Genomic DNA, 23122 nt, shown 5'->3' with positions numbered 1-23122 from the left:
GCGGCACGCGTTCTGGCCCCTCGCAAAAATCGCTATGCTGCTGCGCGCGCCGCGAACTGCTGCGCCGCAACCGAGTCGGAGTCCATTCGACCTGGGCGGCGCCTGTCAGAACGGCGCCGCATAACCGCAAGAACCGGAAGGAACCGCAATGTCACGCCAAGCCACCCCGTCACGCTCGCTCCTGCGGCTTTGCTGCGCCGCGCTCGCGGCGCTCGCCATCGGCACGCTGGCGGCGTGCGCCGGCAATCCGGCCGCGCTCTCGGACATCCGCTACGACCTCGGGCCGCAGGAAGCGCCGCCCGCGGCGCCCACGCTGCCGCCGCTCAAGGTGCTCGAAGTGAGCGCGCCGGCCACGCTCGATCACGACGGCATCGTCTATCGCATCGGCGGCGACTCGCAGCGCTCGGCGCGCTACGCCGACAGCCGCTGGACGATGTCGCCCGCGCGCCTGCTCACGCAGCGTCTGCGCACCTCGCTCGCCACGCGCGTGACGGTGCTCTCGGGCGCCGACGCCGTGCAGGCGCCGATGCTCAAGGTCGAACTCACCGAGTTCGAACAGGTCTTCGACACCCAGTCGGAAAGCTCGGGCGTGCTGGCCGCGCGCGCGACGCTGATGCAGGGCGGCAAGGTGATCGCGCAGCGTTCGTTCCTTGCGCGCGCGCCGGCGAGCACGCCGGATGCGGCGGGCGGGGCGGCGGCGCTGCGCACGGCGAGCGACGACTTCGCGAGCCAGATCGGCGCATGGCTGAGCGTGCAGGCATTCGCCGGCACGCCTTGAGGAACGCGGCGGGCGGCGCGCGCGGCGCGCGGCACGCGGCTCCAGTGGGACCGGTTGGATGAGCGGCAAAGCGGGTAAGGACGGCAAGGACGACGAGAGCGGCATCGGCGAATCCGGCGGCGGCGAGGCCCGCGCGCGGGAGGCGTCCGCTGCGTCTGCGCAATCCGGCTCGCTCGATCCTGCGCGCGATGTCGCCGTCGATTCGCGCGGCGGTTCCGCCAACAGTCCCCCCAACAGTTCATCCCGCAGTTCACCCGATCTTTCGCGCGAGAACCTGCCGCGCCAGGCCTCCACGCTCTCGCGCCAGGCGCTGGCGCTCTACACGGCGCTGATCGTCTACGGCTCGTGGTATCCGTTCTCGGGCTGGCGCTCGCTCGGCCTCGGTCCGTTCGACTTTCTCAACGATCCGTTTCCGCGCTACTGGACCGTCTTCGACGTCGTCACCAACGTGCTCGGCTACATGCCGTTCGGCGCGCTCGCGGTGCTGGCGGTCTGGCCGCGCTGCCGCGCGCTGGCGGCCGTCGCGCTCGCGACGCTGGGCGGCACGCTGCTCTCCAGCGCGATGGAAGCGGTGCAGACCTATCTGCCGACGCGCGTCGCGTCCAATCTCGATCTCGCCACCAATGCGCTCGGTGCGCTGCTGGGCGCGGCGCTCGCGGCGCCGCTCACGGGCGCGCTGCTCGAACGCGGCTTTCTGCGGCGGCTGCGTTTTCGCTGGTTCGAGCGCGATGCCGGCGCGCTGATGGTGCTCGCGGCGCTCTGGCCGTTCGCGACGATGTTTCCCGCGCCGCGCCTGTTCGGCATGGGCGACTGGCCGCGCGCGATCTGGCAGCGCTTCGACGCCTCGATGCAGGACGCCGTGCTCGCCTGGACGCCCGCCGCCTGGCATCTGCGCGCGCTGCCCGACGCGCTCGCCGCGCGCCTGCCCGACAGCAGCTGGGAAGCGCTCGTCACGACGCTGAACCTGTTCGGCGCGGCGGCCTTCGCCTCGCTGCCGATGCGCCAGCGCGCGCCGCGCGCGCGGATGATCGTCGTGCTGCTGGCGGCGACGCTGGTGGTCAAGGCGGGCGCGACCTTCCTGCAATCGCAAAGCGGGCTGATCTTCAACTGGGCGACGCCGGGCGCGCTCGGCGGCCTCGTCTGGGGCACGCTCGCGGCTTTTCTCGCGCTGCGCCTGCCGCGCGCGGCGCGCGCGGCGGCGGCGAGCGCCGCGCTGGCCGTGGCGCTCGTGCTGGTCAACGTGCTGCCCGTGAATCCGTATTTCGACGTGGTGCTCGCCGACTGGCGTCAGGGCCGCTATCTGCATTTCAACGGCCTCGCGCACTGGCTCGCGTGGAGCTGGCCGTGGGCCGCGCTCGGCTGGAGCGCGTTCTCGCTGGAGCGCGCGTGGCTCGCGCGGCGCTCGCTATAATCGACCGCACATTCCAGAACCGCCTTCAGCGATCCGATCAGGCACGCCGCGCGCGCATCGTCACCGGTTTCCGGTTCCGATCCTCCGGCAAGCGCCGCCCCCACTTTCACCGCCTTCACCGGTATTCAGCCATGACCGATTCCTTCTACAAACACCATGTGTTCTTCTGCCTGAACCAGCGCGAGCCCGGCGCCGAGCGTCCGAGCTGCGCGAACTGCAACGCGCAGGCGATGCAGGAATACGCAAAGAAACGCGTGAAGCAACTGGGCCTCGCGGGTCCGGGGCAAGTGCGCGTCAACAAGGCCGGCTGTCTCGACCGCTGCGAGGAAGGCCCGGTCGTCGTCGTGTACCCGGAAGGCACCTGGTACACCTATGTCGACGAAACCGACATCGAGGAAATCGTCGTGTCGCATCTGCAGAACGGCCAGGTGGTCGAGCGTCTGCTGATCGACCGTCCGTGATGCACGCCGGGATAAAAACGACTGTAAAAACGACAGCAAGGACCGTAGCCCGATGAACGCCCAGACGCAGAAATTCCATATCGACGGCCCGATCGGCCAGATCGAATGCGCGCTCGACACGCCCGACGCCGGCACGCCCGTGCGCGGTATCGCGCTCGTCGCGCATCCGCATCCGCTCTTTGGCGGCACGATGGACAACAAGGTCGCGCAGACGCTCGCGCGCACGCTCGTGCAACTCGGCTATACGACGTACCGCTCGAACTTTCGCGGCGTCGGCGGCACGGCGGGCACGCACGACAACGGCATCGGCGAGCAGGACGATCTGCTCGAACTGATCCGCTACATGCGCGCGCAGCCGGGTCAGGCCGATGTGCCGCTCGTGCTCGCGGGCTTTTCGTTCGGCACCTTCGTGCTCTCGCACGTCGCGAAGCGCTATCTGGAAGCGGGCGGCGAGATCGAGCGCATGGTGTTCGTCGGCACGGCGGCGAGCCGCTGGGAAGTCGCGCCGGTGCGCGAGGACACGCTCGTGATTCACGGCGAACTCGACGACACCGTGCCGATTCTGTCGGTGTACGAATGGGCGCGGCCACAGGAACTGCCCGTTGTGGTGATTCCGGGGGCGGAACACTTCCTGCATCGCAAGCTGCATATTCTCAAGCGCATCATCGTCGAGGCCTGGCGCTGAGCGCTGCGCGTTTGCATATCGGTTTCACCCGCGCACGTTTTTAGGGTCCACATCGTTCGCACGCAATGGCTGTAAGCCGTGCGTCGGACGATCGTGAGAAAACATCGCGCGGCGCCGCAAAAAATGCGCGCGAAGCGTTAAAAATGCACGACAGGTGCGCGCAAACGTGTGCCCACTTCGAAAAACGCCTGCACGCGACGCGTATAATGGGCGCTCTTTTTGCGGCCGCCGCGCCCGCCTGAAATCTCATCAGGCGTGTGAGCGAGGCGGCGCAATCCGCCTCACCCGACCGTGCGCCGCATGGCGCGCCACGTTCATCCCGACCCCAATCCCGTCCGACCTGAACCCATGCGTTTTCTCTCCAACGGCCAGCAGTCCTCCTTCGTTTCTCCCTCCATCGTCCGTAAAGTCACGCTCGGCGCGCTCGTGCCGGCCTCGCTGCTCGCGAGCGCCAGCGCCTTCGCGCAAGTGCCGCCGCCGGCCGTGAACGCGCGCTCGTGGGTGCTCGTCGACGCCACCGCGAACCAGGTGCTCGCCTCGGGCAACGCCGACGAGCGCGTCGAACCGGCCTCGCTCACGAAGCTGATGACGGCGTACCTCACGTTCGAGGCGCTGCAGTCGAAGAAGATTTCGATGGAGCAGATCGTCACGCCGAGCGAAGCCGTGCGTCGCGTGAAGACCGACGAATCGCGCATGTTCATCGAAGCGAACAAGCCGGTCTCGGTGCACGACCTCGTGTACGGCATGATCATCCAGTCGGGCAACGACGCGGCTATCGCGCTCGCCGAACTGGTCGGCGGCAGCGAAGCGAACTTCGTGAACATGATGAATGCCGAAGCGCAGAAGCTCGGCATGGCGCACACGCATTTCGCCGACGTCAACGGCATGCCCGACCCGAATCACTACACGACGGCCGGCGACCTCGCCACGCTGTCGGCGCGCCTGATTCGCGACTATCCCGAGTACTACAGCATCTTCTCGGTCAAGGAATTCAAGTACAACAACATCAAGCAGCCGAACCGCAACCGCCTGCTGTGGATCGACCCGACGGTCGACGGTCTGAAGACCGGCCACACGCAAGCCGCGGGCTACTGCCTGATCGCGTCGGCCAAGCGTCCGATGGCGGGCGGCGGCGATCGCCGTCTGGTCTCGGTGATGATGGGCGAGCAGAAAGAGCACGACCGGGTGCAGGACAGCCTGAAGATGCTCAACTACGGCTATAGCGCCTACGACACCACGCGCATCTACGGCGCGAACCAGGCCGTGGCCACGCCGCGCGTCTACAAGGGCGCGGCGGACGCCGTGAAGGTCGGCGTGAAGAAGGATCAGTTCGTTACGCTGCCGAAGGGCGCGGCCGACAAGGCCAAGCCGCAGATCGACATCACCAGCCCGCTGATCGCGCCGCTCGCGGACGGCCAGCAAGTCGGCACGGCGAAGTTCGTCGGCGCGGACGGCAAGGTGCTCGCGCAATTCCCGCTGGTCGCGCTCGAAGCGGTGCCGCAAGCCGGCATCGTCGGCCGCGTGTGGGATTCGCTCATGCTGATGTTCAACAAGAAGAAGTAAATGGCCGGGCCGACCTCGACTTCCGCGCCGCAAGACGGCGCGCTTGACCCGCACGACGAGCACGATGCCTTCGATGAGCACGATGCCGATGACGAGCACGATACCGGTGACGAGCACGAAGGCGAGCCCGTCGTCTGGCTGAACGGCGAGTTCACGCCGATCAGCCTGGCGCGCGTGCCGGTGCTCGACCGGGGCTTCATTTTCGGCGACGGCATCTACGAAGTGGTGCCGGTCTATGCGCTCGAAGTCGAGGGCGTCGAAAGCCACGATGACGATGACGACGCCGCGCCGCTGGTGCACGTGCCGTTCCGGCTCACGCAGCATCTCGCGCGGCTCGCGCGTTCGCTGGAGAAGGTTGGCATCGCCAATCCGTTCAGCGACAGCGGCTGGCGTGCGCTGATCGCGCGCGTGCTCGACGCCAACGTGCAGGCCGGCGCGCTCGCGCCCGATGCGCACGCGAACGTCTACGTGCAGGTCACGCGCGGCGTCGCGAAGCGCGCGCACGCGTTTCCGGCGGCGAGCGTGCCGCCCACGGTGCTCGTGATGGTGAACCCGCTCGTCATGGCGGGCGAGGCGCAGCGCGCGACCGGCGTGGGCTGCGTGACCGCCGAAGACCGCCGCTGGCTGCATTGCGACATCAAGTCGACGTCGCTGCTCGGCAACGTGCTGATGGCGCAGCATGCCGCCGAACACGGCGTGTTCGAAACGATCCAGCTGCGCGACGGTTGGGTGACCGAAGCATCGTCGTCGAATGTGTGGATAGCGAAGGATGGCGCGCTGTATGCGCCGCCGCGCAGCCACAAGATTCTCGAAGGCATCCGCTACGGGCTCGTCGAAGAACTGGCGCAGGAATGCGGGCTGCGTTTCGAGGCCCGCGAGATCGACGAGGCCACGCTGCGCGCCGCCGACGAGGTGCTCTTGACCTCGGCGACCAAGGAAGTGCTGCCGGTCGTGACGATCGACGGCCAGGCCGTGGGCGACGGCAAGCCGGGGCCCGTCTATGCGGCGATTTACGCGGCGTACCAGCGTGCGAAGGCGCGCGCGGCGCGTGAGGTTTATGAGGCGGAATCGCTGGCGCAATCGCACGCCGAAGCCGCCGCCTCGCTACAGGAAGTGGACAAATGAGTGCATCGCAAACGAACGGCGCGGCCAGCGCCGAAGAAAAGACCTCGCTGATCGAGTTTCCGTGCGACTTCCCCATCAAGGTGATGGGCAAGACGCATCCCGAGTTTCAGGACACGATCATTGCCGTGCTGCGTGAATTCGACGGCGGTTTCGATACCGCGACGATCGAAACGCGCCCGTCGAGCGGCGGCAACTACACCGGCCTCACGGTGACGGTGCGCGCGACGAGCCAGCCGCATCTCGATGATATCTATCGCGCGCTGACCGGGCATCCGATGGTCAAGATCGTGCTGTAAGGGCGCGCTCCCGCCACTCGGGATCGACATGAAGCAAGGGCCGCTTTCGAGCGGCCCTTGTTGCGTTTACCGGCTATTCAGGGCGCCTCGCCCGTCGTCGCGCGCATCGCCGCGGCGGCGGCCGTGATGACGGGGCCGGCCTCGCAGGCGTCTTCGTAGAGCCGGCGAAAGCGCGCCACCTCGTCGAACACCCAGTTGCGGAACGCGGTCACGCGCTCGGTTTGCAGGCGCTGCGGCTGGCAGATGAAGTAGTAGCGCCACGGGCTCGGGCCGTCGATGTCCTTGAAGAGGCGCACGAGGCGTCCGCGCGTGATTTCGTGCATCGCGAGCGAGCGGCGCACGAGCGCGATGCCCTGGCCGTCCATCGCCGCCTGCAGCAGATTCGACGAATCCTGATAGAGCACGCCGCGCTTGGGCTCGGGCAGATCCTGCAGGCCGGCGGCGTCGAACCACGGGCGCCAGAGCTCGTCGTCGGAACGCAGCAGCGGCAGCTTTGTCATCTCGCGCGGGTCTTCGGGCAGCTTGCCGCCGTTGAAGTCGGGCGCGCAGGCGGGAAAGAAGATCTCGTCGAGCAGCAGTTCGGTGTGCAGGCCCGGATAGTGGCCGAAGCCGAAGCGGATCGCCACGTCCACGTCGTCGCGCGCGAAATCGATCAGCGAATTGGTGGATTGCAACTCGACGTCCCACTGCGGATGCGCCTCGATGAAGCGGCCGATGCGCGGCGTGACCCAGCGCGCCGCGAACGACGACAGCATCGACACGACCAGCCGCCGCTCGCGGTCGCCCGCGCGGATTTCCTCGGTGGCGCGCGCCAACTGGTTGAGCGCGTCGCGCACCTGGGTGGCGTAGCGGCGGCCCGTGTCGGTCACGCGCACGCGCTTGCCGTCGCGCGCGAACAGCGCCACGCCGAGTTCCGCCTCCAGCGCGCGGATCTGATGGCTGACCGCGCCGTGCGTGACGAACAGCTCGTCGGCGGCGCGCGAAAAACTCTCGTGGCGGGCGGCCGCCTCGAAGGACTTGAGGGCATTGAGGGCCGGAAGCGTGCGCAGGTCCATCGTAATTTTTCTCACATAGCCGTGAAAAATGATCGTTTTGCTCGATCCCTTGCAGTGTCTAGGATTGTAGCCATTGGAGCAGGTCATTCGGAGTCGAAAATGAGAGAAATTTCTTCGGATATCACCTTCGAGGTGGAGGCGCATCAAGTGGCTTCGGTGCGGGTTTCGCGCAGCACGCGGCTGACGGTGCATTGCGGCGCGGTCTGGCTCACGCGCAGCGACGACACGGCCGACTACTGGCTCGAACCGGGCCAGACGGTGCGGCTGCGGCGCGGCGAGCGGCTGTGGATCGGCGCGGAGCAGGGCGCGCCCGCGTGGGTGGCGTTCGCGACGCCCCAGCGCGTGAGCGAGCGCGCGCTCGACTGGGCCGCGCGTACGGCGGCGCGCCTCGGCGTGCATACGGGCGACGGCTGGCGCACGGTTTGATGCGTCGTGCATAGGCGTGCGGAAATGCGCCTGGATCGTGCTGAAATCGCGCGAAAACCACGTTGAAACCGCGAAATCGGGCGATCCCGGCGCGATCCCTGCGCGATCCCGACGAGGCGCCGCTGCGCGCAGGCTGATCCCGGCCATGCCGCAGCGTCCTCGGCGCGCTTGTCCCGAATTGGGTAAACTTCGGGAATCATGTGTGCCACCCCGGTTTCACCCCTGTCCATGTCATCCGACCCCGCGCTCTCCGCGATTCCCACGATCGCCGAGGCGGCGTCCAGCAACGCATCCAGCGCACCGGTTTCCGCCGAGGTTTCACTCCGATTCGCCGCGCCCGTCGTGCGCTGGCGCGGCAACGAAGCCTACCAGGCGAGCTTCGACGCCATGCGCGCGTTCACCGAACAGCGCGACGCCGATACGCCCGACGAAATCTGGCTCGTCGAGCATCCGCCCGTTTTCACGCTCGGCCAGGCCGGCAAGCCCGAACATCTGCTCGTCGCCAACAGTGGCATTCCGCTCGTGCAGATCGACCGCGGCGGCCAGATCACGTATCACGGGCCGGGCCAGATCGTGGCCTATTTGCTGCTCGATCTGCGACGCCGGAAACTGATGGTGCGCGAGCTTGTTACGCTCATCGAGCAGGCCGTGATCGACACGCTGGCGGCGTATAATCTCGCGAGCGAGCGCAAGGCCGGCGCGCCCGGTATTTACGTGCCGGAACACGCGCAAGGCGCGGCCGCGACGCACCGTGGCGCGAAGGTCGCGGCGCTCGGTCTGAAGATCCGCAACGGCTGCTCCTATCACGGCGTCAGCCTGAATGTGTCGATGGATCTGAGCCCCTTCCTCGCAATCAATCCGTGCGGCTACGCGGGCCTCGAAACCGTCGACATGGCGTCGCTCGGCGTCGCGGCGGACTGGCGCGAGGTGGCCGCCACGCTGGCGGCGCAGCTCGAGACGCAACTCGCTGCGCACGCGGCAACTCTTCCGGTGGCCGAAGCGGCCGCCACAGACCCGGCGGCCGAAGCGGCTGCAGTGGACCCGGCTGCTCAGGCGGCCTCAGGCGGGCAACCGCCGCAACCGCAGGCTGGCGCTGTTCCGGCGGCCTGACTGGATCGAACGAATGACTGATGTAACCGCGAACCCCGCCGCGAATTCGGTGCCGAACCCGGCCACGAGCCCGGTCCCCGCCGACGTCCCCTACGACGCCACCGCGAAACAGAAGGCGCAGGCCAAGACCGCGCGCATTCCGATCAAGGTCATCCCCATCGAGAAGCTCAAGAAGCCCGACTGGATCCGCGTGAAAGCGGCCACGGGCACCTCGCGCTTCTACGAGATCAAGAACATCCTGCGCGAGCACAACCTGCATACGGTGTGCGAGGAAGCGAGCTGCCCGAACATCGGCGAATGCTTCGGCAAGGGCACCGCGACGTTCATGATCATGGGCGACAAGTGCACGCGCCGCTGCCCGTTCTGCGACGTCGGCCACGGCCGTCCCGATCCGCTCGACCCGGACGAACCGGCGAACCTCGCGCGCACCATCGGCGCGCTCAAGCTCAAGTACGTCGTGATCACGAGCGTCGACCGCGACGATCTGCGTGACGGCGGCGCGGGCCATTTCGTCGAATGTATCCGCCAGGTGCGCGAGCATTCGCCGGAAACGCGCATCGAGATTCTCACGCCCGACTTCCGCGGCCGTCTGGACCGCGCGCTCGGCATCCTCAACGCCGCGCCGCCCGACGTGATGAACCACAACCTCGAAACGGTGCCGCGTCTGTACAAGGAAGCGCGCCCGGGTTCGGACTACGCGCACTCGCTGAAGCTCCTCAAGGACTTCAAGGCGCTGCACCCGGAAGTCGCGACCAAGTCGGGCCTGATGGTCGGTCTGGGCGAAACCGAGGAAGAGATTCTTCAGGTCATGCGCGACCTGCGCGCGCACGACGTGGACATGCTCACGATCGGCCAGTATCTGCAGCCGTCGGAGCACCATCTGCCGGTGCGTTCGTACGTGCACCCGGACACCTTCAAGATGTACGAGGAAGAGGCGTACAAGATGGGCTTCACGCACGCGGCCGTCGGCGCGATGGTGCGTTCAAGCTATCACGCCGATCTGCAGGCGCACGGCGCGGGCGTGGTCTAAGCCGCATCGCTTCGCTGCATCGTTCAAGCTGCATCGCTTCGAAAAAAGCCCGCTGAAAAGCGGGCTTTTTCGTTGGCGCGCGGCATACGCCGGAACACGCAAAGCAATGCTCCAGCAGCGTCATTAGCTATCGCGGATAAATTAGAACCGGACGCCGCGAGACTCCCTATAGTCGGAACCTTCCATTCAACCTCAGTGGTTCCGCCGGAGTCTTTCGATGAGTCATCGCGCCCGTCAACGTGTCCTTTCCTCGCAACGTCCGCGCGGGCTCGCCGCCGCGCTGGCGGCCACGGCGCTGTTCGCCGCGTTCGGCGCGCCGCGCGCGCAGGCCGAGACGCGCGAAGTCGTGATCGCGTATCAGGACATGGTGGTGCCGTGGCGTTACGCGCAGGCGACCGGCGAAGTCGAAAAGGCCACCGGCTACAAGGTCACGTTCCGCAAGCTCGCGAGCGGCGCCGATGTGATCCGCGCGCTCGCCTCGGGTTCGGTGCAACTCGGCGAAGCGGGGTCGAGCCCGATCGCGGCGGGGCTCTCGCAGGGCGTCAATCTCTCGCTGTTCTGGATTCTCGACAACATCAACGATGCCGAAGCGCTGGTCGCGCGCGACGGCTCGGGCGTGACGAGCATCGCAGGGCTCAAGGGCAAGACGATCGGCGTGCCGTTCGTGTCGACCTCGCACTTTCATGCGCTGGTGGCGTTGCAGAACGCGGGCGTGAATCCCGCCGACGTGAAGATCGTCAACCTGCGTCCGCCTGAAGTGGCGGCGGCCTGGCAGCGCGGCAACATCGACGCCACCTATATCTGGGACCCGGTGCTCGCGCAGGTGAAGAAGAACGGCAAGGTGCTGATCACGTCGGGGCAGGTGGCGAAGGCGACGGGCAAGGCGACCTTCGACGGCTTCGTGGTCGATCGCGGTTTCGCGAAGGATAACGGCGACTTCGTGGCGAAGTTCGTGCAGGTGCTGGCCGCCGCCGACGCCGATTACGGCGCGCATCGCACCGCGTGGAACGCCGCCTCGCCGCAGGTGCAGGCGGTGGCGAAGGAGTCGGGCGCGAACCCCGACGAAGTGCCCGCGAGCCTCGCGCTCTACGCGTTCCCCACGCCGGCCGAGCAGGCGTCGAAGACCTGGCTGGGCGGCGGTGCGCAGTCGGGCGCGGCGCAATCGCTGCTCGCGACGGCGACCTTCCTCAAGCAGCAGGGCACGATCCAGAACGTGCTGCCCGATTACTCGGTCGGCATCGATCCGCGTTACGTGCAGCGCGCCGCGGCGCACTGAGATCGGCATTCATCACCGCACGCACGCGAAGGAGGCGAGCATGAGCGCACTGGATATCCGCGATCTGAGCGTCGCCTACGCGGGCGCGCGTCGCGGCGACGCGCCCAGCGTGGCGCTCGCGAACGTGAATCTGCAAGTGGAAAGCGGCGAGTTCGTGGTCGCGCTCGGCGCCTCGGGCTGCGGCAAGACCACCTTGCTGAACTGCATCGCGGGCTTCATCGAGCCGACCGGCGGCGAGGTGCGCGTGAACGGCGCGCGCGTGGCCGGGCCGGGCGCGGAGCGCGGCGTGGTGTTTCAGAAGCACGCGCTGCTGCCGTGGCTGAACGTGCTCGACAACGTCGCGCTGGGCCTGCGTTTTCGGCGCGTGCCGAAGGCCGAGCGCGAACGCATCGCGCGTGCGCAACTCGCGCTCGTCGGGCTCGACGAGCATGCGCGTTCGCGCGTGGATGCGCTCTCGGGCGGCATGCAGCAGCGCGTGGGGATCGCGCGCGCGCTCGCGAGCGATCCGCAAGTGCTGCTGATGGACGAGCCGATGGGCGCGCTCGACGCGATGACGCGCGAATCGGTGCAGACGCTCGTGCTCGACGTCTGGGCGCGCACGCAGAAGACGGTGTTCTTCATCACGCACAGCGTGGAGGAGGCGCTTTTTCTGGCGACGCGCGTGGTGGTCATGACGCCGGGGCCGGGGCGCATCGAGCACGCGTTCGAGGTGCCGTTCGCGCGCCGCTATCTGCGTACGCGCGACGCGCGCGCGGTGAAGTCGGCGCCCGATTTCATCGAATGGCGCGAGCGGCTCGTGAGCCTGCTGCACGCGGATGCGCGCGAGCCGGCGCTGACTTGAGCCGATCCACGAGTCGATCCACGAGTCGATCCATGAAGCCCAAAGTGAAGGTGATGCGATGAGCGTGCCGCAAGAATCGTTGGAAGCGCTGAACGCACGCGCCTCAAGTCATTTCGACGGCGCTGAAGTCGCGCCGCAAGTCGCGTCGCAAACCGCGTCGCAAGCCGCGACTGCTTCGTCCGCGCATTCGCGCGCCCGCGTCTGGCGCATGCCCGGCGAAGGGCCGACGGCCGCGCTGAGCGCCGCGTCGGTCGCCGGGCTGGCCGCGCTCTGGTGGCTCGCCACGCATCTGCACTGGCTGCCGCCGCTCTTTCTGCCGACGCCCGAGGCGGTCTGGCACGCGTTCGTCGACGCCTGGCACGGCCGCATCCAGGGCGGTCTGCCGCTCTCCGAGCATCTGTTCTGGAGCGCGCTGCGCGTGTTCGGCGCGTTCGCGCTCGCGGCGCTGACGGCGATTCCCGTCGGCATCCTGATGGGTGTGTCGCGCGTCGCGCGCGGCCTGCTCGATCCGCCGCTGGAGTTCTACCGGCCGCTGCCGCCGCTCGCCTATCTGCCGCTCGTGGTGATCTGGTTCGGCATCGACGAGACCGCCAAGATCGTCGTGATCTGGCTCGCCTGCTTCGCGCCCATCGCGATGGCCGCGCGCGCGGGCGCGAAAAGCGCCACGGTCGAGCAGTTGCGCGCGGCGGCGTCGCTGGGCGGCAGCTTCGCGCAGATCGTGCGCTTCGTGGTGCTGCCGGCCGCGTTGCCCGAGATCCTCACCGGGCTGCGCATCGCCATCGGCTTCGGCTGGACCACGCTGGTGGCCGCCGAGATGGTCGCCGCCACGGCGGGTCTCGGCCAGATGGTGCTCAACGCGTCGAGTTTCCTGCGCACCGATGTCGTGGTGATGGGCATCGTGCTGATCGGCCTGATCGCCTGGGGTTTCGACCTCGGCATGCGCGCGCTCGAACGCCGTCTCGTGCCGTGGAAAGGGCGCGGCTGAGGCGCGCGTTCCCGACCTGTTTAGACCCTTTTCCATCCCGCACCCGCGCGCCTGGATTTCCGGATTCCCGTACACATCCAATCCGCATTTCTGGAAATCCAGATTGCGGGCGCGCGGTCGCGCTAAAAATCCCTTGTAAATCAAGGGTGAAGGCGCGCTGCGCAGCTGGCATCAACCTTGCAAAATAAAGCGCGCGGCCACCCCGGCCGCGACAAAAAAAAGCAAGGAGACAGCCGATGTCCGATCCCCTCGTCCGGTTTCGCTGATTCCCCCGTTTCGACCTGTCGCGGTTCGGCGCGTATCTGCGCGCGGCCATCGGCTTAACTCATTGCAGGCATCCAAAGTGAAGAAACCTCTCCACAAAGTGCTGTATTTCCAGGTGATCGTGGCGATTATCATCGGCGTGATCCTGGGCCATTTCTCGCCCGCCCTCGGCATCGACATGAAGCCGCTCGGCGACGCCTTCATCAAGCTGATCAAGATGGTGATCGGCCCGATCATCTTCTGTACCGTCGTGACCGGCATCGCCGGCATGGAAGACATGAAGAAGGTCGGCCGCGTGGGCGGCAAGGCGCTGCTCTACTTCGAGATCGTCTCGACCTTTGCGCTGGTGCTCGGCCTGATCGCCACGCACGTGCTGAAGCCGGGCGCGGGCTTCAACGTCGACGTGGCCACGCTCGACGCCAAGGCCGTCGCGAGCTTCGCGGAGAAGGCGCACGGTCAGACCACCGTCGACTTCCTGATGCACATCATCCCGGACACGATGTTCTCGGCGTTCGGCCAGGGTGAAATCCTCCAGATCCTGCTGATCGCGCTGCTCTTCGGCGCAGTGCTCGCGCAACTGGGCGAGCGCGGCCGCGTGGTGACCGATTTCATCGACAGCCTGTCGGGCGTCCTGTTCGGCATCGTCAAGATCGTCACGAAGCTGGCGCCGATCGGCGCGTTCGGCGCGATGGCGTTCACCATCGGCAAGTACGGCGTGGGCTCGCTCGTGCCGATGCTCAAGCTGATCGGCACGTTCTATCTGACGTCGATCGTGTTCGTGCTCGTGGTGCTCGGCGCCATCGCGCGCTTCACGGGCTTCTCGATCATCCGCTTCGTTTCGTACATCAAGGAAGAACTGCTGATCGTGCTGGGCACGAGCTCGTCGGAATCGGCACTGCCGCAACTGATGCAAAAGCTCGAACGCATGGGCTGCCCGCGCTCGGTCGTGGGTCTCGTGGTGCCGACCGGCTATTCGTTCAACCTCGACGGCACCAACATCTACATGACGATGGCGGTGCTCTTTATCGCCCAGGCGACCAACACCGACCTCACGTGGACCCAGCAGCTCACGCTGCTCGCGGTGACGATGCTCACCTCGAAGGGCGCGAGCGGCGTGACCGGCGCGGGCTTCATCACGCTGGCGGCGACGCTGGCCGTGGTGCCGACCATTCCGCTCTCGGGCATGGTGCTGATTCTCGGCATCGACCGCTTCATGAGCGAATGCCGCGCGCTGACCAACATCGTCGGCAACGGCGTGGCGACGGTCGTGGTGTCGGCATGGGAGAAGGAACTCGACCGCAACAAGATGCGCGCGGCGCTCTCGGGCAATCCCGAGGAAGTGAAGGAAGGCGCGGGCGTCTAAGCGTTTTTCTCGGGCGGAGGGCACATGCGCTTCGCCCGGATTGCATCTACGATTGCAGTAACGGTTGTACCTGCGCTTTACCCAGCATCATGTCCTTTAACGGCCTCGTGCCGTTGGGCGGCGCGCTGTTTCCCCTGCGGCGCGCCGCGCCTCTTTTCCCCTTCCGCTCAAGCCGTCGGCCGCCTCGCGCGGTAAGCGTGTGCCACAATTCTCCCCATCTCTGTCCGATTCCCCGGAAGCCTTATCCGTGACGCGCCGTCTCATTGTGTTCATCGTGCTCGCCGTCGGGCTCGCGGTGGTTTGCGCGCTCGCGTGGTCGCTCGCCTGGCAGACCGGCATCGACGCGCTGCGCCGCAACGCCGCCGTGCGCGGCGACCGCACGACCGCCGCGCTCAAGAGCACGCTGGAGCGCTACGAATCGCTGCCTTATCTGGTCGGCGCGCATCCGCTCGTGCAGGACGTGCTGGCCGATCCGCGCCCCGACTGGGTGGCCGAGGCGAACCGCTATCTCGAGGATGTGAACCGCCACGCGCGCGCGACCACGACCTACATCATCGGCGCCGACGGCCGCTGCATCGCCGCGAGCAACTGGCGCGGCGCGGACAGCTTCGTCGGCAGCGAATACCGCTTCCGCCCGTATTTCATCGAGGCCGCGAAAGGCAACGTCGGGCGCTTTTTCGGCATCGGCACGATCTCGCACGATCCGGGCTACTACATTTCGCAGCCGGTGCGGCGCGGCGACAAGATCGTCGGCGTGGCGGTGGTGAAGCTCAATCTCGAATGGTTTCCGGGCTCGGATGCGTCCGAGCCGCTGCTCGTCACCGACGATCACGGCGTGATCTTTCTGTCTTCGGTGCCCGCGTGGAAGTACCGCACGGTGCGGCCGCTGCCCGCCGAGATCGTCCGCTCGATCGACCAGACGCGCCAGTACGCGCGCCAGGACATCGCGCCCTTGCCCGCGAGCGTGGAGCGCGTGCTGCCCGGCGACGCCGATATCGTGCGCATCGGCAGCGGCCTGCGCGCGCCGCGCTATCTGGAAACGCGCCGCGCGCTCGGCGAGCCCGACTGGCATCTGGTGACGATGTCGCCGATCGATCCGGTGCTCGACGCCGCGCGCAACGCCACGGTCATGACGGGCTTCGGCTATGTGTCGCTGTGCCTGCTCGGCTTCTACTGGCGCATGCGCCGCGCGCGCGTGCGCGAAGTGCTGCGCAGCCGCGCGATGCTGCAAAAAGCCTACGCGATGCTCAACGACCGCGTGGCCGAGCGCACCGCCGATCTGTCGCAGGCCAACGAGCGTCTGCAACGCGAAGTGGCCGAGCGCACGCGCGCCGAACAGGAATTGCGCGCGACCCAGGACGAGCTGATCCAGGCGAGCAAGCTCGCGGCGCTCGGGCAGATGGCGGCGGGGATCACGCACGAACTCAATCAGCCGCTCGCGGCGCTGCGCAGTTTTTCCGACAACACGCGCGTGTTTCTCGCGCGCGGCCAGTACGATTCGGCGCACGAAAATCTGGAGGCGATCGGCTCGCTCACCGAGCGCATGGGCAAGATCGTCAATCAACTCAAGCTGTTCGTGGGGCGCGCGAAGCCCAGGAGCCAGCGCTCGCCCGTGGCGCGCGCGCTGCGTAATGCGCTCGCGCTGCTCGGCAAGCGGCTCGAAGGCGTGCGCGTCGAACTCACCCTGACCGACGGCGAGGCCGCGCCGGTGCCGCTCGATCCGCACGGCGAGTATCCCGAACTGGTCGCGCAATGCGACGACCTGCGGCTCGAACAGGTGCTGATCAACCTGATCGGCAATGCGCTCGACGCGGTCGCGGGGCTGCCCGATCCGCGCATCGTCATCGACATTCAGGCGCTGCCCGCGACGCTCGCGATTGCGGTGCGCGACAGCGGCCCCGGCATTCCCGACGACGTCATGCCGCGCCTCTTCGAGCCCTTCTTCACGACCAAGGAGATGGGGCAGGGGCTCGGTCTCGGGCTGGCGATTTCGTCGTCGATCGCGCGCGATTGCGGCGGCGCGCTGGCCGCGCACAACGGCCCGGACGGCGGCGCGTGCTTCGTGCTGACGCTGCGGCGCACGCGCATGGGTGCGACCGAGCCGAAGCCGCAGAATCAGGAGAATGCGCGCGGCGCAGACAAAACCAGCAGCGCATCGCGCACCTCCAATCAGGAAGGCGAACGAACATGATCGACACGACGCCCGGCCGGGTGCTCTATATCGAGGACGACGAACTGGTGCGCCGCGCCGGCGTGCAGAGCCTGCAACTCGCGGGCTTCGACGCCACCGGTTTCGCGAACGCCGAAGCCGCGCTGCCGCTCGTCGATGCCGAATTCGCGGGCGTGGTCGTCAGCGACATCCGCCTGCCCGGCATGAGCGGGCTCGACCTGCTCGCGCAGTGCCACGACCGCGCGCCCGATGTGCCGGTGATTCTCGTCACCGGTCACGGCGATATCTCGATGGCCGTGCAGGCGATGCGCGACGGCGCTTATGACTTCATCGAGAAACCGTTCGCGTCCGAGCGGCTGATCGAAACGGTGCGCCGCGCGCTGGAGCGCCGCACGCTGATGCTCGAAAACCTCGCGCTGCGCCGCGAGCTGGCGGGGCAGAACGCGCTCGCGCCGCGCATCATCGGCAGAAGTCCGGCGATCGAGCAGGTGCGCAAGCTGATCGCGAACGTCGCGCCGACCGACGCCTCGGTGATCATCAACGGCGACACCGGCGCGGGCAAGGAACTGATCGCGCGCAGCCTGCATGAGCTTTCGCCGCGCCGCGATAAACCGTTCGTGGCCGTGAACTGCGGCGCGCTGCCGGAGCCGATGTTCGAGTCGGAGATGTTCGGCTACGAGCCGGGCGCGTTCACGGGCGCGGCCAAGCGGCGTATCGGCAAGCTCGAACACGCGGCGGGCGGCACGCTCTTTCTCGACGAAATCGAAAGCATGCCGCTCGCGCTTCAGGTGAAGCTGCTGCGCGTGCTGCAGGACGGCGTGCTGGAGCGGCTGGGTTCGAACCAGCCGGTGCGCGTCGATCTGCGCGTGGTCGCGGCGGCCAAGGGCGACATGCTCGAACACGTCGCGGCGGGTACGTTCCGGCGCGACCTGCTGTATCGGCTCAACGTGGTGACGATCGCGCTGCCGCCGCTCGCGGAGCGCCGCGAGGACATCGTGCCGCTGTTCGAGCACTTTCTGCTGGACGCGGCGGTGCGTTACCAGCGGCCCGCGCCGCTGCTCACCGAGCGCGACCGCATGCGTCTCGCGCAGCGCGACTGGCCCGGCAACGTGCGCGAACTGCGCAACGCGGCGGACCGCTATGTGCTTGGGATTCCCGACGATGTCGCGCCGCCCGCCGCGAACGGCGCCGACGACGCGCAGCCGCTCAAGGAGCGCGTCGAGCAATACGAGCGCGCGCTGATCGCCGACGCGCTCCAGCAATCCAACGGCGCGGTCGCGCAAGCGGCCGAGCGCCTGCAGATGGCGAAGGCCACGCTCTACGAAAAGATCCGCCGCTACGGCCTCGTGGCGCGCGGCGAGCACGAACCGCGCGCATAAAAAAACGGCAGCGAATTTCGCTGCCGTTTTTTATTGGGCGATGCGTTCTGTGCGGCTCAGGTCGCGAGCGCCTTTTGCAGCAGCTGATCGAGTTCCGCGAACTGCGGCTCGCCCACATAGCGCTTGAGGATCTTGCCGTTACGGTCGACCACGAAGGTCGTCGGCGTGAGCTGCACGTTGCCGAACTGCTTCGCGGCGGAGCCGTCGTCCATCGCCACCTTGAACGGCAGCTGGCGCGTTTGCGCGTAGTTGGCGACGTACATCGGCGCGTCGTAGTTCATCGCCACGGCGACGAATTCGAGGCCTTCGCCCTTGTAGCGGTTATAGGTCTGAACCATCTGCGGCATTTCCTGCATGCAGGTCGCGCAGCTGGTCGCCCAGAAGTTGATCAGATAGACCTTGCCCTTGAGATCGGCGGTCGAGACCTTCTGGCCGGACAGCAGCGTGAAGGTGGCGTCCGGCACGCGCTGCTGGCTGCCGAAGAACGCGAAATAGCCGGCCACGGCGATCGCCAGCACGACGACGGCGGCGGCGATGTTGCGCAGCGCGCCGGAGCGCGCCTTCGGTGAATTCGGGGATGCGGACATGGGTTGGTGCCTCGAGCGCCCACGGGCGCGGAAAGAGCCGGACTGCGTCTGGCAAAACTGCGGACAAAACCGCCGGCAAAAAACAGGCAAAACTTGAGCAAAGGCATTGTAGCGCTGAATTTCCCGGCATAGCGGCTACGCAGGCACATGCCCGGCATCGCAGCGGATAATGATGCGAACCTTCGCTCATTCCCGCACTTTTATGCCGCCACGCCAGCGTTTTCCGGGTTTTCCAACTGTCACCGCGTTTTTCGCGGGGTTTCGCGCGCGGTCTGCGCGGGAGTTGCCGCTTTCACTGTCAGGATCGCGATGGCGCGCGCGTGTGCGCCGCGGCGGCGCGTGCATGCTGGGCGCGGCGCTCGTCGCGGGCGTGCTGGCGTGCTCGCCGACCTACGACTGGCGCACGGTGTCGAACAACGCGAGCGGCTATAGCGTCGACTTGCCCGCAAAGCCGGGCGCGGATCAGCGCAGCCTCGACGTCGGCGGCACAACCATGCGCATGCGCGTGCAGACCGCCGAAGTGGGCGGTGCCGTATTCGTGGTCGGCACGCTCGATCTGCCCGACGCACAGCCCGCCACCCAGCAAAAAGCGCTCGATTTCCTGCGCGACGGCCTCGCGCGCAATCTGGGCGCGCCGCCCGCCGCGCGCGCAGTGGACGTGCCGCTGGCGGCGGGCGGCGCAGTGCAGGGCATCGAACTCGATCTCACTGGCAAGGCCGATAACCCGGCAGGATTCGGCAACGCGGGTGGCAAGGCCGAAGCGCGCACGATTCACGCGCGTCTTGTCGCCAGAGGAACGCACGCGTACCAGCTCGCGATCGTGGGCCGCGAGCAGCCGCCCGTGGAACAAGTCGATCAGTTCTTCCAATCTTTCAGACTGTATTGAGGATAACGGAGCGACGGGCGCTGGCGGCCCGAAGTGAATGTGCTCTCCTGGGTTTACCGGCTAACACACGGATTTGATTGAGGGTTTACGGGTTACCCACAGAGCCTGTGGGTAACTTTGTGGAAAAAGCCGCGCCGCCAGCCGCAAAAGGCCGCCCTGTGGGCTTTTTGTTAGATCTGAGCGCTTTCCGGTGGTTTGCTAATTACTGAAGAATCAATGACTTGCGGTATGAATAAAAACTGAATGCGAATCGTGCACATAAACGGGTCGAACACGACGTTGTGTGCATAAGTCAAGTCTTGACATGCATTTTTTGATCCGTCTGACGAGTGACGCCGTGCCGCCGCTGTCTGGAACGCTCGTGCGCCGCGTGGCGCGGCGCACGAGCGTTCGCGTCGCGCAATTCGTGCGCACTACTGATCGGCGAGCGCGCGGCGATACTGCACGGCCTCCGCGATATGGGCTGCCGAGGGCATGGCGGCGCCGTCGAGATCGGCGATCGTGCGCGCCACCTTGAGCGCGCGATAGTAAGCGCGCGCCGACCAGCCGAAGCGCTCGCCCGCTTCGCGCAGCAGCGCTTCGCCAGCGGCATCGGGGCGGCAGACGGTGTCGGTTTCGCGTCCGCTCAATTCACGGTTGGTCTTGCCCTGACGCGCGATCTGCCGCTCGCGCGCGGCCGCCACGCGCTGCGCGATGATCGCGCTGGCCTCGCCGGGTGCGCTGGCACGGCCCGCGAGTTCGGCGGGCGGCAGCGCGGGAATCTCGATCTGGATGTCGATGCGGTCGAGCAGCGGCCCGGACAGCTTGCGCCGGTAGCGCGCCGCGCCTTCGGGCGTGCAGCGGCAACGCCCGGACGGATCGCCGCGCCATCCGCACGGACATGGATTCATGGCCGCGACCAGTTGGCAGGCGGCGGGGAAGTCGGCCTGCCACGCCGCGCGCGAGATGGTGATGGAACCGGCTTCCAGCGGCTCGCGCAAGGTCTCCAGCACATGGCGGTCGAACTCGGGCAACTCGTCGAGAAAGAGGACACCTAAATGTGCGAGCGTAATTTCGCCGGGCTGCGGCGGATTGCGCCCGCCGATCAGCGCCGCCGCGCTCGACGAATGATGCGGTGCGCGAAACGGCCGCCGCCGCCACTGCTGCGGCGAGAAGCCGATCGCGCTCGCCGAGAGCAGCGCGGCGCTAGCGAGCGCTTCGGTGTCGGTCATCGGCGGCAACAGGCCGGGCAGGCGCGCGGCGAGCATGGACTTGCCCGCGCCGGGCGGCCCGACCATCAGCAGATGATGACCGCCCGCCGCCGCCACTTCGAGAGCGCGGCGGGCGCCGCGCTGGCCGATCACGTCGGCCATGTCGGGCAGGGCGGTGCGCGGCGTGGCGTCGAGCGCGCTGGCGCGCACGGGCGCGAGGCGCGCGTCCTCCGCACCCTCCGCGCCGGAGAGATGCGCGCACAGTGCGCGCAAGTCGGTGACTGCGTAGACATCGACATCGGGCACGAGCGCGGCTTCGGCGGCGTTATCGGCGGGGAGATAGAGCTGCGGCGTGCGTGGTGCCGCGTGATCGGCGGCGGCTTCGTCGTTGTGCTCAGCGGCGGCGGCGGCCGCAGCAGCGGAATGCGCATGTGCGCGCGCCGTGCCGCACGCCATCGCGAACGCGCCGCGCATCGGCCGCACCGCGCCGGTGAGTGACAGTTCGCCCGCGAACTCGCGATCGGCGCTGAGCGAAGCGGCGGGAATCTGCCCGCTTGCCGCGAGAATGCCGAGCGCGATCGGCAAGTCGAAGCGTCCCGATTCCTTCGGCAGATCGGCGGGCGCGAGATTGACGGTGATGCGGCGCACGGGAAAGTCGAAGCCGCAGTTGCAGAGCGCGGCGCGCACGCGCTCGCGGCTTTCGCGCACTTCGAGATCGGGCAGGCCGACGATCGAGAACGACGGCAGCCCGTTGGCAAGATGGACTTCGACGGTGACGTCGGGCGCGCGGCCAGCAGCCGGCGCGCGGCTGCGCACCACGGCAAGCGACATGGGGATCTCCGAGAGACGGCACACGCGCGCCGCACGCGCGACGTGGATGTCGCGCGCGGCCCATGCGCCAGGCTGGTGAGGCGCGTGCCCCTTTACGGTTCCTTTGCGAAACCGTTACGGCTCGCTTGCCTTAAGCAAACACAGAATTGTTCAGGACGACTGGCCAGTGACCGGCAGCTTCTGTTCGAGTTCGGCCACGCGGCGTTCGAGTTCTTCGAGGCGCGCGCGCGTGCGGGCGAGCACTTGCGCTTGCGCGTCGAACTCCTCGCGCGTGACGAGTTCGAGCTTCGAAAAGCCCTGCGAGAGCATCGCGCGCACGTTGCGCTCGACGTCGCGCGCGGGCGAGTTCTTCAGCAGATCGCTGACCTTCGACTGAATGTCGTTGAATACATCGTTCGGTTGTTTCATTCGCTTCCCCTTCGTTGCACAAATTTTGTGCAAGTTTCGTTTCGACTGTGCCTCGCTTTGGGTCGTGACCGATCTTGGTGCGCAACCCGCAAGTCGGGCCATACCCGTGTGCGCATCTGGTGCGTGGCGCGCGCGATGTTGCCTGCGGGTGCGTGCGAGGCACCGGCAAGGCACCCGCGAGGCGCCGGCGCGCGGCCTGCAAACTCGCGCCCAAGCGGCTTTGCGCGGTGCTCGCGCACCTGCGCCATGACGCGAGACCTGAGAACACTCTAGCAACGATCCCAGGCCGCCGCCACCGCGCGGACCCCACGTTGGCCATCCGGCCAGGACCTGCGCCGGCCGTGCCCGCGCCCCGCCTGGACCGCGTTTGGCGTCGTCGGCAGGTCGTTCGCGCGCGGGCCTGCGCACGCGGATCGCGCATTGTCCACGGGATGCGCCAATCCTGCATCGAACTCTGTCAAAAACTTCGGCCGATCGAATTGGCACGGGTGTTGCTAATACCGTCCCGCGCACCGAAAAACGGCTGGCTCGCGGTGCGCCAGCGGGGCGAGACCCGCACCGCAGGCGCCCGTTGCAGAAATAAACACGGGATGAAGCAACTACAGCGAGGACTACATGAAACTGATTACAGCAATCATCAAGCCGTTCAAGCTCGATGAGGCGCGCGAGGCCCTGTCGGCCATCGGCGTCTCGGGGATCACGGTCACCGAAGTGAAAGGCTTCGGCCGTCAGAAGGGCCACACCGAGCTGTATCGCGGTGCGGAGTACGTCGTCGACTTCCTGCCCAAGGTGAAGATCGAGGCCGCCGTGTCCGACGACATCGTCGACCAGGCGATCGAGGCGCTCGAACGCGCCGCGCGCACGGGCAAGATCGGCGACGGCAAGATTTTCGTCACCCCCATCGAACAGGTCATCCGTATCCGCACCGGCGAGACCGGCGCAGACGCGCTCTGACCACCAGCAGCACACGCGATAGTCGATAGACGAGAGAGACAAGAGGAA

At 67.3% G+C, this 23122-nt stretch carries 22 protein-coding genes; 18 read left to right on the top strand and 4 right to left on the bottom strand.

Features of this window, described 5'->3' with window-relative positions; genetic code table 11:
• Positions 1–148: 148 nt before the first annotated feature.
• From U4Y88_RS18690 to U4Y88_RS18660, 7 genes are all read left to right on the top strand, one after another.
• On the top strand, positions 149–778 hold the full coding sequence (locus U4Y88_RS18690) for an ABC-type transport auxiliary lipoprotein family protein (protein WP_224010265.1): 630 nt from the start codon (positions 149–151) through the stop codon (positions 776–778).
• A gap of 58 nt (positions 779–836) precedes the next feature.
• Positions 837–2189, top strand: a complete 1353-nt coding sequence (locus tag U4Y88_RS18685) for a VanZ family protein (RefSeq protein ID WP_321785596.1) — start codon at positions 837–839, stop codon at positions 2187–2189.
• 131 nt (positions 2190–2320) lie between these two features.
• On the top strand, positions 2321–2650 hold the full coding sequence (locus U4Y88_RS18680; protein WP_224010269.1) for a (2Fe-2S) ferredoxin domain-containing protein: 330 nt from the start codon (positions 2321–2323) through the stop codon (positions 2648–2650).
• A 52-nt stretch (positions 2651–2702) separates the two neighbouring features.
• Entirely contained in the window at positions 2703–3335 is a 633-nt protein-coding gene (locus U4Y88_RS18675) for an alpha/beta hydrolase (protein WP_310633170.1), read from the top strand.
• 348 nt (positions 3336–3683) lie between these two features.
• Complete coding sequence (locus U4Y88_RS18670; protein WP_224010273.1) at positions 3684–4898, top strand: D-alanyl-D-alanine carboxypeptidase family protein; 1215 nt, start codon at positions 3684–3686, stop codon at positions 4896–4898.
• On the top strand, positions 4899–6023 hold the full coding sequence (locus tag U4Y88_RS18665; RefSeq protein ID WP_321785594.1) for a D-amino acid aminotransferase: 1125 nt from the start codon (positions 4899–4901) through the stop codon (positions 6021–6023). It abuts the gene before it with no gap.
• Positions 6020–6319 (top strand): DUF493 family protein, encoded by a 300-nt coding sequence (locus U4Y88_RS18660; RefSeq protein WP_224010277.1) that lies wholly within the window; start codon positions 6020–6022, stop codon positions 6317–6319. The genes U4Y88_RS18665 and U4Y88_RS18660 overlap by 4 nt, the downstream gene beginning before the upstream one ends.
• 77 nt (positions 6320–6396) lie before the next feature.
• Here the strand turns inward: U4Y88_RS18660 and U4Y88_RS18655 are convergent, their stop codons facing one another.
• Positions 6397–7374, bottom strand: coding sequence for a transcriptional regulator GcvA (locus U4Y88_RS18655; protein WP_224010279.1), 978 nt, complete (start codon positions 7372–7374; stop codon positions 6397–6399).
• 99 nt (positions 7375–7473) lie between these two features.
• Here U4Y88_RS18655 and U4Y88_RS18650 point away from each other — a divergent pair, with 99 nt between their 5' ends.
• The 9 genes from U4Y88_RS18650 to U4Y88_RS18610 all read left to right on the top strand — a co-directional run bounded on the left by U4Y88_RS18650 (position 7474) and on the right by U4Y88_RS18610 (position 18218).
• Positions 7474–7800, top strand: coding sequence for a DUF2917 domain-containing protein (locus tag U4Y88_RS18650; protein WP_321785592.1), 327 nt, complete (start codon positions 7474–7476; stop codon positions 7798–7800).
• 198 nt (positions 7801–7998) lie between these two features.
• Positions 7999–8910 (top strand): lipoyl(octanoyl) transferase LipB, encoded by a 912-nt coding sequence (gene lipB / locus U4Y88_RS18645; protein ID WP_415774458.1) that lies wholly within the window; start codon positions 7999–8001, stop codon positions 8908–8910.
• A 13-nt stretch (positions 8911–8923) separates the two neighbouring features.
• Complete coding sequence (gene lipA, locus U4Y88_RS18640) at positions 8924–9940, top strand: lipoyl synthase (RefSeq protein ID WP_224010285.1); 1017 nt, start codon at positions 8924–8926, stop codon at positions 9938–9940.
• Between the two features lie 217 nt (positions 9941–10157).
• A complete protein-coding gene (tauA, locus tag U4Y88_RS18635; RefSeq protein WP_224010287.1) occupies positions 10158–11216 on the top strand; it encodes a taurine ABC transporter substrate-binding protein in 1059 nt (352 codons plus the stop codon).
• 40 nt (positions 11217–11256) lie between these two features.
• On the top strand, positions 11257–12057 hold the full coding sequence (locus U4Y88_RS18630) for a taurine ABC transporter ATP-binding protein (protein WP_224010288.1): 801 nt from the start codon (positions 11257–11259) through the stop codon (positions 12055–12057).
• A gap of 58 nt (positions 12058–12115) precedes the next feature.
• Positions 12116–13042: an ABC transporter permease subunit gene (locus U4Y88_RS18625; RefSeq protein WP_321785588.1), complete on the top strand. Its 927-nt coding sequence runs from the start codon at positions 12116–12118 to the stop codon at positions 13040–13042.
• A 343-nt stretch (positions 13043–13385) separates the two neighbouring features.
• A complete protein-coding gene (locus U4Y88_RS18620; protein WP_310633177.1) occupies positions 13386–14669 on the top strand; it encodes a dicarboxylate/amino acid:cation symporter in 1284 nt (427 codons plus the stop codon).
• Between the two features lie 199 nt (positions 14670–14868).
• A complete protein-coding gene (locus U4Y88_RS18615) occupies positions 14869–16860 on the top strand; it encodes a sensor histidine kinase (RefSeq protein WP_415774457.1) in 1992 nt (663 codons plus the stop codon).
• Positions 16857–18218 carry a sigma-54-dependent transcriptional regulator gene (locus U4Y88_RS18610; RefSeq protein WP_205994580.1) on the top strand — a complete coding sequence of 454 codons (1362 nt, stop codon included), beginning with the start codon at positions 16857–16859 and terminating at the stop codon, positions 18216–18218. Before U4Y88_RS18615 ends, U4Y88_RS18610 begins: the two co-directional genes overlap by 4 nt.
• 56 nt (positions 18219–18274) lie before the next feature.
• Here U4Y88_RS18610 and U4Y88_RS18605 read toward each other — a convergent pair whose 3' ends face one another.
• Positions 18275–18805 (bottom strand): TlpA disulfide reductase family protein, encoded by a 531-nt coding sequence (locus U4Y88_RS18605; protein ID WP_224010291.1) that lies wholly within the window; start codon positions 18803–18805, stop codon positions 18275–18277.
• Between the two features lie 322 nt (positions 18806–19127).
• Here U4Y88_RS18605 and U4Y88_RS18600 point away from each other — a divergent pair, with 322 nt between their 5' ends.
• On the top strand, positions 19128–19691 hold the full coding sequence (locus tag U4Y88_RS18600; protein WP_310633178.1) for a hypothetical protein: 564 nt from the start codon (positions 19128–19130) through the stop codon (positions 19689–19691).
• A 413-nt stretch (positions 19692–20104) separates the two neighbouring features.
• Here U4Y88_RS18600 and U4Y88_RS18595 read toward each other — a convergent pair whose 3' ends face one another.
• Entirely contained in the window at positions 20105–21712 is a 1608-nt protein-coding gene (locus U4Y88_RS18595) for a YifB family Mg chelatase-like AAA ATPase (protein ID WP_321785586.1), read from the bottom strand.
• A gap of 150 nt (positions 21713–21862) precedes the next feature.
• On the bottom strand, positions 21863–22120 hold the full coding sequence (locus U4Y88_RS18590) for an accessory factor UbiK family protein (protein WP_065062099.1): 258 nt from the start codon (positions 22118–22120) through the stop codon (positions 21863–21865).
• Between the two features lie 615 nt (positions 22121–22735).
• On the opposite strand from U4Y88_RS18590, the gene U4Y88_RS18585 reads away from it, so the two are divergent.
• Positions 22736–23074 carry a P-II family nitrogen regulator gene (locus U4Y88_RS18585; RefSeq protein ID WP_006048089.1) on the top strand — a complete coding sequence of 113 codons (339 nt, stop codon included), beginning with the start codon at positions 22736–22738 and terminating at the stop codon, positions 23072–23074.
• Positions 23075–23122: the final 48 nt, after the last annotated feature.

The sequence above is a fragment of the Paraburkholderia sp. J94 genome (assembly GCF_905220285.1).
Lineage (GTDB): Bacteria > Pseudomonadota > Gammaproteobacteria > Burkholderiales > Burkholderiaceae > Paraburkholderia > Paraburkholderia tropica_A.
This window is presented reverse-complemented; position numbering and strand designations above follow the sequence as displayed.